A 14,666-nucleotide genomic window follows, 5' to 3' on the forward strand; every position below is an offset into this window, starting at 1 on the left:
CCGATATCTCCAAGCACGTTTATCATTATAATTAGGCCCGTCGATCAATAATTTTCAGGGCTAGCTGGCCATTCGCCACACCCAAACTTGCCGTGGCCATCTCAATACCACTGGCTTTTAATACTGAGCGCTGCCCAGCTCCAAGTGGAATAATATCGCCCACTTTCATACTGGCCACTTCCCGTAAACTCAATACCGGCTGCGCAATTGTACATCGGGTGGCGACGCGTAAATCCAGCAAGGAATCACGCAGAGCAGCTTGCCAATATGGGTCTTCTACCGCTTGATCAGCGCTTTCCTTTTTACTTAGTTGATCTCGCACCGGCTCCAGCATCAATTGCGGCAGTGTAATATGAAATTCACCGCCACCGCCGCCCTCCAGTTCAATTTGAAACCGACACAAAACCACGGTTTCGGACTGCCCTGCAATGGCTGCCATGGCGGGATTTACTTCCATGGCAAGCCCCTCGCACTGAACGTCTTTGAACACACCCCACGCTTGCTGGTAGTCGCTGAGCGCACGCTTCACCAAGCGTGCAAGCACGCGGCGCTCAACCGGACTAAAATCACGACCGTCGGCACTTCCCTGGCCGCCACTGCCGCCAAAAAATATGTCAACCAATCTAAAGACTAAACGCGCATCAAATACCAACATTGCGGCTCCCTTTAGCGGGTGAACACGCATCAAGTTTAAACTGGTCGGCACATAGAGCGAATGCAAATACTCGCTATAAGGTAGAAACTGCAGATCGAGGGCGACAACATCGACTCCCTGGCCCAAAACATCCGAAATACTGTCGCGAAAGCGCTCTGCAAATCGCTTATTAAGCTGCTCCAAGCCCGGCAATCGGCGCTTTTTCGGCTGCCGCCGGCTGGCCAAGTCAAAAGATCGCGGTGGCGCCTCACTATTTTCTGCGCGAACGCCTTGGGCCTGCACATTAGCCAGCAAGGCATCGATCTCTGCCTGGGATAGTAAGTCTTTAACCATATGGAAACACAACCGTCAGCGCTGCAAATGAATCATCAACACCAATGAATGCAAGGGGTGAGCCAATTATTTTTTATATAGAATCAATCACTTAGAAAAATCACTACTGTCAACAAATTGACAAATCACTATTCATCCAGCAACCACGCCAGCGGCTCGCCCAACACTTAAACTTGGCCAAGCCATTTATTAAGCGAGACCATGGCCTCCTCAAAACTGCGCTGGGTATTGCCAAAATCTTGTTCTATACCGCTAAAACTCGCATCGCGACCACGCAGCTCTAAACCGCGAAACTGCTGCGACAGACCCACCGCCCCCAGTGTGGCGGCGCCGCCTTTCAAACTATGGGCGGTCTGGCGCAGTGTTTCTGCGTCGCGATCCTCAATCGCTTGCGCTACTTGCACTAAGCGCTCACGGGTATCCTCTTCAAACTCACTAATCAGAATATGAACGTCGGCGTCCATAAACTCGCGCAACTCATCTAATAAACTCAAATCCAAGGCATTCATATCTGCATCATCCATGTTTTTTATTGCCCAGTTGCGCACTAATTTTTGCGTCTACAACCTCAAAACACATCTATTTTACGCGCATCAAGTATTATTTCACCCACTGCCGCCATATGTTTGGCAATGCTGACTATCTCGGCGCGCGCTGATTCGATTTCTGTTGGACTAAACCGCGAGCCTAGTGCGGCAATCGCCGCTAACTTATCCGCAGACAGATTACCAAGCAGTTGCTTGCGCAGCTCTGCGCCGGTACCTCGCAAGGCCGGAGCCAAAACTTCGGGGGCGAGCTGAGCAAGGAGTATTGCCAAGTCCCGCGGCGCCATATTAGCAATTTGAGCAAAGCCAAACATAAGTTCCTCTACCCGGGCTGCACTCTCCGGCTGGGCATAACGCAGTCCGTTTAACAGTGTACTTTCCGTCCCGACATCCATTTCATTAAGCAATTTGGCGGCCATTGAGTCACCTTGCAAGACCCTGCCAACGGGACGACCGAGGTCACTAAAATACTGCTCCAGCAGCCACTCCAGCTCCTCCAACGCAGCGGGAGTTAGCGATTTAAGAGCCGATAAGCGCGCTAAAACATCAACGCGCTTTGCCTCGTCAAAGGCAAGCAACACCTCACTCGCTAAGCGAGGCTCAAGACAGGCAACGACCACCGCCTGGATCTGCGGGTGCTCGCGCCGAATAATACCTGCGATAGTAGCGGCATCTAGCCATTTTAATTTTGCGATATGCTTTGCCTGACCATGAAACGCCAGTCTATCACTCATCAATTTAGCGCGATCTTGCCCTAGCGCCTCCTCAAGCAGACTCGATACTGCGTCGCTAGCACCAAGTTTAACCCCAGAAAAATCAACGACATCCAGATGGAAGCGACGCAAAATAGCCTTGAAATCAGCATTGTTTGGCGCAGACATCATCGTCATCGCCTCTGCCACTCGATGTAAGTCACGGGGCGCCATAGCGCGCATCACCGCTGCCGCATCGGCCTTTTCTAATGACATTAACAGCGCCGCTGCCTGCTCGGTACTCGATAAAGTTACGCTTGCGGAACTCACCATAGACACAAAAAACTCCCAGAACACAGTGATGACATTGCGCCCCCTTGCCAGACCATATTATTGACGGTCATCATTTAGCCAAGCACTTAATACCCCAGCAACCCGACCTGGCTCCTGCTTGGCAATCGTTTTCAAAGCCAGCAGTTGCTTTTGATAATCACTCACTTCTTGCGCTTTCAGCAGGTCACGGCGACGCTGGCGGCGCCAAAGCCACAAAACCAACAGCCCCACGGAGACAAATGCCGCTCCTACAACTGCCCGCCAAGCCGCCAACACCTGATCACCCACACCGCCACCTTGAGAGTGGCTTGGCGCGAAGGCATGAAACTGAACAACAACTTTGTCATCCCGAACTGCGTTTAGCGCTAGGCCAGACCACAATATTTCTCGCAAACGTTGCGCTAACGAGCTGTCTACTTCTGGGCGATTAATCAATAGCGTGACTTGCCTAGAACCCGGCCTAACATCATTTATACTAACGGTAACGCGAAAGTCCACCGCTGCCACAAAGGGTTCTATTAGTTGCTGCGACTGGCGCTGAAGTTGAATTTCACGCAGGCTAACATCGTCGGCACGCCTATCTTGAGCACCATACTGAGGCTGCCCTGTGCTGAGCAACTGCGGCCAAACCACCTGCGCAACCACGCCGCCGCCAATAACCAGCAGAGCAATGAGCATCGCCGCTATTAAGTTGCCCGCTAAACTCTTCTTAAACAAAGTGCACTCCACCTTACCCCACAAAGCCATCGTCAAATATTTGACAGGCCAGTACATCCGATCAATTGACAGCCTAAATCCGTCATATTATTGACGCTCGTGCATGACTGACAAGCAAAACCCGCCACGCCAAACGCACGATGCTGAAATAATGCAGAAAGCGGGCCAGCACCGGAGTGCGACCCATAAGTGATGAAAAATTCTAAAAGACAGGCTTAGACATCTGGCCTCAGAGCTGCGTGATCTCGATATAGTCACTTCTTGATGACAGTGGCACGCCACCAGAATCGATGGTTTGACTGGAGTCAAAACCATATTCTTTGCGTTCGCCCGTGCGGTCAATGGTGAGATTGGCGAAATCGAATAATTCGGTATCTGCCATTTGTGATGGGGCAATGTTTTGCATAGACGAGAAAATTTTCTCGATGCGGCTGCCATCGGCCTTTTCCCAATCTAGCAGCATTTTACGAATATTCTGGCGCTGTAAATTCTCCTGTGAGCCACAGAGGTTACAGGGAATAATGGGGAATTCTTTGTACTGCGAGAACGCTTCAATATCCGACTCACGGCAGTATGCCAGTGGCCTTATAACAATATTGCGTTTGTCGTCTGACAGTAGCTTGGGGGGCATACCCGACAGCCGCGAGCCGTAGAACATATTCAAAAACAAGGTTTGCACAATATCGTCTTTGTGGTGACCCAGTGCAATTTTGGTCGCGCCGATCTCTTCCGCAAAGGCATACAAAGTACCACGGCGCAGACGGGAGCAAAGCCCACAGGTAGTTTTGCCCTCAGGAATCTTTTGTTTCACAATCGAATAGGTATCTTTATTGACGATGTAATACTCAATACCCAGCCCATCAAGATACTCAGGCAAAATATGCTCTGGGTAGAACGGCTGCTTTTGATCCATATTGACCGCGATCAGCTCAAACTTAACCGGCGCGCTCTTTTGTAAATTCATTAAGATATCCAGCATGGTATAGCTGTCTTTACCGCCAGACAGACACACCATCACGCGATCGCCCTCTTCGATCATTTTGTAGTCTTCAATCGCCTGCCCTGCATGGCGACGCAGGCGTTTTTGCAATTTATTGAACTCTAGCTTTGGCAAACTGGACATAGCACTTAAAATCAATCGAGGCTGGGGCTGCGCATTATATAGAAACCATGGATATGCGGCTACAAAGTAGCCAATGGAAAGACCAAGAAACCACCAGCACGGCTCCGCTCACCACTTAAAATCAAGCAAAATCCGCCGTTTTTAGCACTCTTCACGGCTCAGCACTGGCAATCCGAGGTTGAGATGACTATCATTAGGCCGCCAAAATCTGCTGGCACGAGGTGTATTGGACACGGCCAGACCCCGGCACGGGTGCATGTCGGACTGTGTAATCCACATCCGATCGCACCCGCTCACAAATCAGCCACTCATTCAGAAAGGGAATCGCCCAATGAAACAACCAGTTCGCGTCACCGTTACCGGTGCAGCCGGCCAAATTGGCTACGCTCTACTTTTCCGCATCGCCTCTGGCGCTATGCTGGGCGACGATCAGCCCGTTATTTTACACTTGCTCGACATCACTCCAGCCATGGACGCCTTGCAAGGCGTGCGCATGGAACTGGAAGATTGCGCCTTCCCATTATTGGCTGGCGTAGTTTGCACCGACGATCCAAATGTCGGCTTTAAAGATGCCGACTACGCCCTACTTGTTGGCGCACGTCCACGTGGCCCAGGCATGGAGCGTAAAGACCTGCTCGAAGCTAACGCGGCAATCTTCTCTGTTCAAGGCAAGGCCATTGACCAGAATGCCAGCAAAAACATCAAAGTATTGGTTGTCGGCAACCCCGCTAACACCAACGCGCTGATCGCTCAACGCAATGCGCCGTCGATCAACCCACGCAACTTCACTGCCATGACGCGTTTGGATCACAACCGCGCCATGACCCAGATTGCCATCAAAACCGGCAAAACTGTGAACGACGTGACCAATATGACCATTTGGGGCAACCACTCTGCCACTCAGTACCCAGACCTTTTCAACGCTAAGGTTTCTGGCCAGACTGCAAGTGACTTGGTTGATCAAGCATGGCTCGAAGGCGACTTCATCCCAACTGTACAGCAGCGCGGTGCAGCCATCATTAAAGCCCGTGGCGCATCTTCTGCCGCATCTGCAGCTAACGCCGCAATCGGCCACGTGCGCAGCTGGGCGCTGGGCACCGAAGGCGACGACTGGGTTTCTATGGGTGTATACAGCGACGGCAGCTACGGCATTGCTGAAGGCCTGATCTACTCATTCCCTTGCCGCTGCAAAGATGGCGAGTGGGAGATTGTTCAAGGCGTTGACGTTAATGACTTCAGCCGCGCAAAAATGCAAGCTTCTGAACAAGAGCTCGCTGAAGAGCGTGACGGCGTTAAACACTTGCTTCCTTAAGACTTAAGCAAGTATAAAAGGCGACCTTCGGGTCGCCTTTTTTGTGCCCCAATAAAAACCAGCACCACAAAACACAGAATAAAAACAGCGGTGACAGCTGTTTAAAAATACCTTATCTTAACTCTTTTGTTTTCACTGAAAACTTACATTACTTTATTCGGTAACACAGGATGCACACCATGAATGTCTCAGATGCCATCTCGGCGCGCCGTTCAATTCGCGGCTTTAAACCAGACCCGGTCGCACCCGAGCTACTCGAGAAAATATTCACTACCGCAAGCTTGGCACCCTCTAACTGCAATACCCAGCCCTGGCATATTGTCGTGGTTTCTGGCCAAGCAAGAATCGACTTACAAACAGCCATTTTTGCAGAAATGAGCGCGGGCAAAGCGCCCTCTCCTGCCTTTCCACCTGGCGACCAAGGCCTAACCGGCGACTATAAAGACCGCCAATACCAATGCGCTTTTGGCTACTACGGCACCATGGGCATTGAACGTCACGAAAAAGACAAGCGCTTTGCACTTATGATGAAAAACTGGGAGTTCTTTGGCGCACCCCATGTTGCCTTCATTTCCATGCCCACCAGCATGGGGCCTGTCAATGCGATTGATGTCGGCATTTACCTTCAAACTCTCATGCTAGTATTGGTTGAACACGGACTGGCTAGCTGCCCACAGGGTGCGCTCGCCTTTTACCCAGATGAAGTCAAAAAGATCGCCAACATCCCAGAAGGCAATGGCATTATTTGCGGGCTTTCCTTTGGTTACGAAGACGTCGGCGCACAGATAAACAAGGTGATCATGGATCGCGCACCGCTTGCAGATACCGTGCAATTTATAGACTAAAAGTAACGACATCAGTACATGTTCAGGCTACGAATTGAACCGCGTAGCCTGAACAATTGGCATCAATGACTAAGCCTTGGCATCTACCCAGACAAGCCCCGGTGTCGACGAAATTTGATGACGCCGCCCTGCACGATTGAGCGAGCGAACCCCCGCCTGCAAACGCACCCTCAACTCCTCACGCCAAGCGGGCTTTGCAATATAATCGTCGGCGCCCGCATCCATGGCTGCAATTAAGTCGACCGAGGCATTACGGCCGGTCAGCATTATGAAATAAGGACGCCCTAAATCCTCGTCCTCAGCCAAGCGCTGACAAAACTCCAGGCCAGTCATGCCAGGCATCAACCAATCGCTCAGTACGATATCCACCTTCCGCTTTTTAATAAACCGCAAAGCCTCAGTTGCGTTCTCAGCAAGTATTGGCGCCATACCCATTGACTGCAAAACGGCCTGCAAGCGCATTCGCTCCACTCGATTATCTTCTACAACCAAAACCGTGACCTTCACCTCGGACCCGGCGCGCAGCATCTCGTTTTTTTCAAAAAATTCCATACATCACCTACCCGTCAAATTTACGCTCTTCGCTTAAACAGAACAGAGCAAGCTTTAAGCCACCGGACGAAATACTTGTAAGCAATTGAATTAAAAGAAATATTAAAACACGCCACACTCAAACACGTCGAATTTACCCCATCTCGCGGCAAATGCTTAGCAATATGCAATGCTTTTTGCGTAAATCGAGGTAAAGGCTGTCGTCTATCCACTGACTACTTACGCCCTGTTCTTAAGCACCTAGGCATGACGGCCAATTTCGCTCCAGCCGGCATATCAATAAAGACCTCGACGACGGTAAACTGCAGGTGGTACTCCCCGACTACCACATGGACACATCGATCTTTGCGGTGATGCCCCAGCGCCGTCTCGTTCCCCTGCGCGTTAAAGCCTTTATCCAATTTTTAGAAGAACAAGTGACTGAAGAGAACTGGGCTTAACGCCGCCGTTACGCGATGAAATGCTAAACCACAGGCCCGTCTGGCGGCATGTCGCCACCAGAATCTGCTTCTGAGGTAGCTAGGGCATCTTCGTCCATACGCGGGTCGAGTTCAAAAATCACCGGCGAGGTCACCGATACGGGGCGGAAAGGTTCAGTTTCATCAACAATCGGCATCTCGTGGGATTTACGACGGATGGCAATACCCAAGGTAAAGCCAAGCAAACTCAGCGCAGAAAATACAAACAAGCCCTGCGGGCCCAGCAAGGACATTAGCAACGAGGCCAGTGGCGCGCCCAGCGCCGAGCTAACGCCAAAGATAAATAATATGCCGCTGCCAATTAGCACAAAATCGCTAGGCTCGGCGTTGTCTGAGGTATGAGCTAAACAGATTGAATACATGGTCATTGCCGACGCGCCCCACAATACCGCGAGCAGTAATAGGAAATTCCCACTGGCGGGAATAAAGGCCAAAATCAGGGACACCACGGCACCAAAAATACTGGTAAAAAACAAGACTAGCCGCCGGTCGTAATGATCAGACAAACGCCCCAGCGGTAACTGAAAAAGTGCGCCACCCAATACCGCGCCGCTCATAAACAAGGTCAGTTGCGCAGTATCTAAACCGAGGCCCCGCGCATAAACCGGCCCCAAGGCCCAAAATGCGCCAGTAATTAAACCACTGCACACCGCGCCTTCCATGCCCACATGGGATAGCTGCCACAGCCGCTTAAAGTCGAGTTTTACGACCTGCATCGGCGCGGGCGCCAAGGTCAGAGTAAGTGACACCGGCACAATCGCCAGCGACAACAACACCCCGGCGAGGCCAAACAACATTGGCCCCGATGGCTCAGCAAAGTTAATCATTTGCTGGCCCAAAATAATCATACTTAGATTAATTACGGTGTAGGTCGACAGCAAGGTGCCTCGGGTTTCCCGCGTGGCGCGGTCATTCAACCAGCTCTCGATCACCATGTATAAACCAGAGATACAAAAGCCCAGCACAAAGCGCAGCACCAGCCACACTTCAAATACGGGCACGGCGTGGAATAAAAATACAATGGCAGAGAAAACCGAGCCCAAGACCGCAAAGCTACGAATATGGCCAACCCTGCGCACAATATGTGGCGTCATTAGGCTGCTAACCACAAAGCCGACAAAATAGCAGGACGCAGTAAAACCAATCTCGGTGGGGCTAAATTGCTCAATCTCGGCCCGCAGCGGCAATAGTGTTAGCATCATGCCGTGGGCAAGTAGCAACAAGGCGTCGGATAATAGCAGCGCCGTAAGGGGCAGTAATAAACGTCTCATGAATCGTCCATTTTAGGAGCTACAACCGCAATGCTATAAGGCGGCCCTAAGTTTCTATATGCTATAGCATGTGTATGTATCTTATTGTACTAAACTAGTCACTGTTAAATCTAAAAACTAAGTCATACGTATCACAAACACCGTTGGGCAGCTAAAATGCACTCCGCGTGTTATACGCCATTCACCCCATAAAACACCCCGCTAAACTCGGGCAGCTACTTTACGAAAACTAATTGGATTTATGCTTAGAGCGTTATTTTTCTCAGCGACTTCAGCCCAGAAGCGAAGCAGTAGCGCTGCCATGGCGATGTTCTGCGTCCTACTCTGTGCACTGCCCGCTTGGGCTGAGGATTTCGCTAGCCTAGAAATTGACGGCGGCAAAAGTGAACTGCACAAGAATATTCGCGCTCACCTCGATCTTGACGACATTCCTTGCAATACCACTGAAGCGCGACTGCGCAGTCGCTTACGAGGCAGCGACGATAACATTTCCAAAGCCCTGCGTGCCCTCGGCTATTACCATGGCAGCTGGGTTTTACGTCGCGAACACGCGCGTATCAAGCCTAAACTCATTAGTAACAATCCAATCACCACGGCAGTGAAAAAAATTGGCAACGGTAAGTCGGCTAAAACCAAAGCACAGGCTGAGGCTTGCTGGCTACTAACGCTCGAATTAGCACCCGGCCCACAAACCCTGATAAAGCAATTGGATGTAAGGATTATCGGCCCAGGTGCCGGTGACCCGCTGTTCAGCAAATACCTGAGCAAGCTCCCCATTGCCATCAATGACCCGGTTCAACACGAGCTTTACGAAGAAACGAAAAAAACCATTAATCAACGCGCGCGCAGTGCCGGCTATCTTGACGGCAAGTTTGTGGAAAACCGCTTGGAAGTGGATACCGACCGGCATAGCGCCGCCATTATCTTAGTCTTTGATAGCGGCACAGCGTATACCTTCGGGGAGATAGACTTTGGCCCCTCGCTGCTCAAAACCAGCTTCCTTGAACGTTACCTTCCTTTTAAGCCCGGCGACGCCTTTGAACCGAATAAAATTGTGCAACTACAAAACAATTTAATCAGCAGCAATTATTTTTCCTCAGTCAATATTGATCAACAAACCCCCGACCCAGAAAGTCGCAGTGTTGACCTGAGCATAACAAGCACTGATAAACCAAAATACGAAACCACCGCCGGTATTGGCGCCTCAACAGACACAGGGCCACGCGTGAGTTATGGGCTGCGCAATAGGCGGGTGAATGACGACGGCCATACCTATCAAGTGGCGAGTCAGTACTCACCCGTTTTGTCCAACCTCAGTTTTCAATACACCTTACCCGGCGCCAAACCGTTGACCGACAAAATACAGCTGGCAACCGGGGTTGAGCGCAAGAAAACCGACACCTCAGACAGCACTAGTTACCGCGCTGAAGTGGCACAAATTTCACTGCAAAATCACAACTGGATTCAAACCCTGAGCCTCAAGTTTCTCCGCGAGAACTACGATATCGCCGAAACGAGCAACACGTCTACCCTACTCATGCCAGGTATCGGCTGGTCGCGCAGCGAAGCCAATGACCGCCGTTACCCAAGCCGAGGCTGGCGAATCAATACCGCCGTGCGCGGCGCGCTGAAAGGCCTAGTGTCTGATGTCAGCCTTGCCCAAGCCGAGCTCGACGCAAAACTGATATTCCCGCTATGGGGCGGCCGTATTATTAGCCGCGGTGGACTCGGTGTTACCGCCCTCGATGATTTTTCAGAATTGCCCGCCTCACTGCGCTATTTTGCTGGTGGCGACAACAGTGTGCGAGGCTACGGTTATGAAACCCTAGGCCCGGAAGACGCTGCAGGCGAAGTGGTCGGCGGCAGCCATCGCCTTACCGGCAGCGTTGAATACGATCACCGCGTCTGGGGCGACTTCGCGCTTGCCACGTTCTATGACGCCGGCAACGCCTTTGATACCAGCGATTTCACTTTTTATGAAAGCGCCGGTTTTGGTCTGCGCTGGTTATCACCTATAGGCCCGGTCAGAGTCGATTTTGCGTTTCCCCTAAAAGATGGTGGCTTCCACTTTCATTTATCCATGGGGCCGGATCTATGATCGCTACCCTCTCCCGCTATTTATTCCGCATACTACTGGCCTTATTTGCCCTGGCCTCTTTATGCGTGGCCAGTGTTTACCTCATACTAGACACCCAGCGTGGCAGCGACTGGCTCTTACACCGAGGCCTGTCGCTACTCTCGCCAAATGCCGAGTTCACCTCTTATAGCGGCAGCTTAGCGCGAGGCATACAGCTCGAAGGCCTGCATATCCCCCTAGACGGAATAGACATCCAGCTCGGGCAGTTAGATAGCAGCTGGAATTTATGGGGCGTACTGAGTGGCAGCTTAGCCATCAATAAACTGCACCTCGACGAACTGCAAATAAAAATAAACGCTAGCGAAACACCCACAGCAGAGCCGAGTGCGACACCTCCCGGCCCCTGGCCCAGTTTAAGCCTGCCCATTGCTATTGCTATCGACGACCTCAGAATCACCCAGCTGCAGCTTATTCAAGGGGAAGATATTCAAAACATTGAACAAATAAGCCTCAGCGCGGCGCTTGGTTTAATGCGCAGTAAAATTAAAGCCCTAAAGATTCAAACCACCACTCAGCGGCTGAGCTTGCACGGCCGAATCAACAATACGCCGCCCTACCCAATGGACATTAATGTGGATTGGGAAACCAGCATAGAGGAGTTTGGCCCCCTCAGTGGCAAGGCTCAACTCACAGGTGATTTACGCAAGCTGCAACTGCGCCACCGTTTAAACCAACCCGCCCTGCTTGACTCGAAGGCCGAAGTTCGTCTGCCCTACCGCGCTGAGCAAATGGCTATAGATTACCGAGAAATTCAACTTAGCCTTAATAACCAGTGGCGCGATTTCAAAACCTCGACGTTAACGCCCTCTGAGGTGGCATTGCAGAGCACGGGTAGTTTGACCATTGAAGGGAGCTGGCAGGATTACCAGTTAAACCTAGACACCGCAATCAGCGCAGACCACCAGAAAGTGGCGACGACGCCAACAAGGACCTCACAAATTACCGCCAGTATCGCTCCAGACACGGCAAACATACTAAACACGGTGTTCAAAGAACCCAGTCAGTTCGCCGCCAAACTCAGCGGCAATCAACTGAGTATTGTCATTGCCACGCTTGATGCGAAAACCGCAGTCGGTGAGCTAGCCGTAAAAGGTAAGGTCAATGCCAATAATTTTCTCAATAATACGGCTGCCAGCGCTAAGCAAGCGCTGCAGTGGCAGCTCGCCATAACAGCCAAGAACGTGGATAGCAGCAGCCTCACTCCCCAATGGCCGGCGCACTTATCGGCCAAACTAAACAGCAATGGCCATTGGTTGGGCGACCGCTACCAGCTGAGTGTCGACATTGAATCCCTTAACGGTGATTTTTTGGCGCGAGCTGCCCAGGCCAGCGGCCAAATACAACTTAGCGAGCGCGGCCAGGAATTTAAGCGGCTCAAGTTACAACTCGGCGATAACCACCTGCAATTGCACGGTAAACTTGCTGAAACCAGTTCCCTGGACTGGCAGCTCGATGCACAAAACCTCAGCCAAATTTTGCCTCAACTCAGCGGCGCATTGACTAGCGAAGGCAGCCTGCGCGGTGGCCCCTTGGCCACACTATTTGGCCCGCTAAGTAGCGCCACCAAAAACACACCGCAGATCAACGCCACCGCGAGCGCCACCAAGTTCCAGTATTTAGCTTACTCCATAGCGCAGGCCGACCTAGACGCCAAATTAAGCGCAGACCAAAGCCTGGCACTGAACGTCAACGCCCAAAAACTCAATGCTGGACCACTCTCTAACGCTGAAATTGTGCTGAGCGGCACCGGCACGCTAGAAAATCATAAGCTCGCCCTCACAGTCGCGGATCGTAACCAGCAACTTGAATTAAACCTCGCGGGTGGCGTAGGCAATGCCTCAACATCCGCCAAGGCTAACGCTAAAGCCCAAACCACAGGCACCACATGGCGCGGACACATCAAGCACCTCGCCGTAAACCACCCGCTATTAGGCCCTTGGCTGTCTAAGGCGCCAAGCTCACTGCTTGCATCGGCGAACGAGGTACAGCTTGGCGATCTCTGCTTAGTTCAAGAACAAGATACCGCGCCCGCCAGCCTCTGCACTGCATTCGCCTTCAATGACGACACCATAAAGCTCGATGGCAATATTCAAGGTCTGTCACTCAATCGTTTCAGTACCAGCCTACCGCCGGGCTCATCTCTGCAAGGCAAGGTCGACAGCGAATTCAATGTAGCCGGGAAATTAGACCAACTCACTGGCCAATTCGCGCTAACAGCAGAACCGATTCTCATCCGTTACCAGGCCGGTGTTGACGAAGATGCCCTTGAACACCATGCCAGTTTAAGCGCCAACGCCAGCCTCAAAGACAATCAAATACACAGCGAAATGGAATTTGCGATTGCCGAAGTGGGCAGTATGAACGGCACACTAAATACCCGCGGTTTGGATCCCAGCAGTGCAATTGAGGGCTCAGTGAGCAGCCAATTTGACAACCTGCTTTGGCTGGGCGGCTTCTTTCCTGAACTGGAAAAACTCGACGGCAGTCTAAACGCCGAGCTTGCCATTAATGGCAGCGTCGCGGCACCCGCGCTGGTCGGCGCCGTGGGCCTCGACAATCTTCATATGCAATTGCCCGCCGCTGGTCTCGCGCTCAACTCTGGCAGCGCCACCCTTCACTTGGCCAATGCTGGCGACTGGCAGCTAGACGCAGGCATTAGCTCCGGTGCTGGCCGCATAAACCTCATCGGCCAAGGTGTTTTTGAGCCAGGCAACGGCCCCACCGGCAAGATCGCCATTAGCGGCGAAAATTTCACCGCCGTTGATCTTACCGATGCCAAGGTGCTTATTTCACCGGATATTAATATCAGCCTCGCCGCCGAGCTTATTAAGATTCGAGGCAGCCTCGCAATCCCTCAGGGGAATTTCACCTTAAAATCCCTGCCCGCACAAGCCAGTTCAGTGTCCGCAGACGAAGTGATTATCAGCAGTAAAAGCGCGGCTACCGCCGCCGCCACTAGGGCGATTGACACCCAGGTCACTATTACTCTGGATGACAGCTTTCAGTTCACCGGCTACGGTCTAAGCACCCGCTTTGGCGGCAAGCTCAAAATAGTGCAAAAATCGCAAACGGCAGTACAGGCCTTTGGCAGCCTCTCACTCTATGACGGGGTGTATAAAGCCTACGGACAAGACTTAAGTATTCAGCGCGGCGTCCTGTTATTCCAAGGCCCTGTAGATAATCCCGGTTTGAATATTACGGCAGTGCGCGAGGTAGAACCCTACCGCGTCGGCATCAATATTGGCGGCTTCGCGCAGGATATACGCAGTGATTTATTCTCTGACCCCGCTATGCCGCCCACCGATGTGATCTCAATGCTCATCACCGGCAAAGCGCCCGGCGCAATGAGTCAGTCTGATGCCAATCAAGTCATGAATGCCGCGACGTCACTGGGTATATCCCAGAGCAAAGGCATAACCAATACTCTGCAAAGTACCTTTGGCATGGATGTGTTAAATTTTCAGGGCGGCGACAGCTATGAGGAAAGCTCACTGGTGGTGGGCAAGTACTTAACGCCAAGTATTTTCATCAGTTATGTACAAAACCTATTTACCCCAGCAGGCAGTGTTCAGCTGGACTACACCCTGAGCAAATCGCTGGGCTTAAAAGCCCAATCTGGTGAAACGCAAAGTATTGACCTCTTGTACCGGGTCGAGCACGGCAAAGATTAAG

11 protein-coding genes are annotated in these 14,666 nt (G+C 51.7%); 4 read left to right on the forward strand and 7 right to left on the reverse strand.

Features of this window, described 5'->3' with window-relative positions; translation table 11 throughout:
* Positions 1 to 31 precede the first annotated feature (31 nt).
* From fliM to ttcA, 5 genes are all read right to left on the reverse strand, one after another.
* A complete protein-coding gene (gene fliM, locus HNQ57_RS00295) occupies positions 32 to 988 on the reverse strand; it encodes a flagellar motor switch protein FliM (RefSeq protein ID WP_184460643.1) in 957 nt (318 codons plus the stop codon).
* 167 nt (positions 989 to 1,155) lie between these two features.
* Positions 1,156 to 1,512, reverse strand: coding sequence for an Hpt domain-containing protein (locus tag HNQ57_RS00300; protein WP_184460644.1), 357 nt, complete (start codon positions 1,510 to 1,512; stop codon positions 1,156 to 1,158).
* 44 nt (positions 1,513 to 1,556) lie between these two features.
* Entirely contained in the window at positions 1,557 to 2,558 is a 1,002-nt protein-coding gene (locus HNQ57_RS00305; protein ID WP_226968278.1) for a FliG C-terminal domain-containing protein, read from the reverse strand.
* A 57-nt stretch (positions 2,559 to 2,615) separates the two neighbouring features.
* Positions 2,616 to 3,275, reverse strand: coding sequence for a hypothetical protein (locus tag HNQ57_RS00310; RefSeq protein ID WP_184460646.1), 660 nt, complete (start codon positions 3,273 to 3,275; stop codon positions 2,616 to 2,618).
* A gap of 229 nt (positions 3,276 to 3,504) precedes the next feature.
* Positions 3,505 to 4,398 carry a tRNA 2-thiocytidine(32) synthetase TtcA gene (gene ttcA / locus HNQ57_RS00315; protein WP_184460647.1) on the reverse strand — a complete coding sequence of 298 codons (894 nt, stop codon included), beginning with the start codon at positions 4,396 to 4,398 and terminating at the stop codon, positions 3,505 to 3,507.
* 331 nt (positions 4,399 to 4,729) lie between these two features.
* On the opposite strand from ttcA, the gene HNQ57_RS00320 reads away from it, so the two are divergent.
* Positions 4,730 to 5,710, forward strand: a complete 981-nt coding sequence (locus HNQ57_RS00320; RefSeq protein WP_184460648.1) for a malate dehydrogenase — start codon at positions 4,730 to 4,732, stop codon at positions 5,708 to 5,710.
* A 179-nt stretch (positions 5,711 to 5,889) separates the two neighbouring features.
* The gene (locus tag HNQ57_RS00325; RefSeq protein WP_184460649.1) at positions 5,890 to 6,555 is read left to right on the forward strand and encodes a nitroreductase; all 666 of its coding nucleotides are present in this window, start codon (positions 5,890 to 5,892) and stop codon (positions 6,553 to 6,555) included.
* A gap of 69 nt (positions 6,556 to 6,624) precedes the next feature.
* On the opposite strand, the gene HNQ57_RS00330 is transcribed toward HNQ57_RS00325, so the two are convergent.
* Together HNQ57_RS00330 and HNQ57_RS00340 are read right to left on the reverse strand one after the other, a co-directional pair.
* Positions 6,625 to 7,107, reverse strand: a complete 483-nt coding sequence (locus HNQ57_RS00330) for a response regulator (protein ID WP_184460650.1) — start codon at positions 7,105 to 7,107, stop codon at positions 6,625 to 6,627.
* A gap of 463 nt (positions 7,108 to 7,570) precedes the next feature.
* Complete coding sequence (locus HNQ57_RS00340) at positions 7,571 to 8,857, reverse strand: MFS transporter (RefSeq protein ID WP_184460651.1); 1,287 nt, start codon at positions 8,855 to 8,857, stop codon at positions 7,571 to 7,573.
* A gap of 301 nt (positions 8,858 to 9,158) precedes the next feature.
* Between HNQ57_RS00340 and HNQ57_RS00345 the strand changes: the two genes are divergently transcribed.
* Together HNQ57_RS00345 and HNQ57_RS00350 are read left to right on the forward strand one after the other, a co-directional pair.
* The gene (locus HNQ57_RS00345; RefSeq protein ID WP_184460652.1) at positions 9,159 to 10,955 is read left to right on the forward strand and encodes an autotransporter assembly complex protein TamA; all 1,797 of its coding nucleotides are present in this window, start codon (positions 9,159 to 9,161) and stop codon (positions 10,953 to 10,955) included.
* Positions 10,952 to 14,665, forward strand: a complete 3,714-nt coding sequence (locus HNQ57_RS00350; protein WP_184460653.1) for a translocation/assembly module TamB domain-containing protein — start codon at positions 10,952 to 10,954, stop codon at positions 14,663 to 14,665. Before HNQ57_RS00345 ends, HNQ57_RS00350 begins: the two co-directional genes overlap by 4 nt.
* Position 14,666: the final 1 nt, after the last annotated feature.

Source organism: Zhongshania antarctica, from assembly GCF_014202945.1.
Lineage (GTDB): Bacteria > Pseudomonadota > Gammaproteobacteria > Pseudomonadales > Spongiibacteraceae > Spongiibacter > Spongiibacter antarcticus.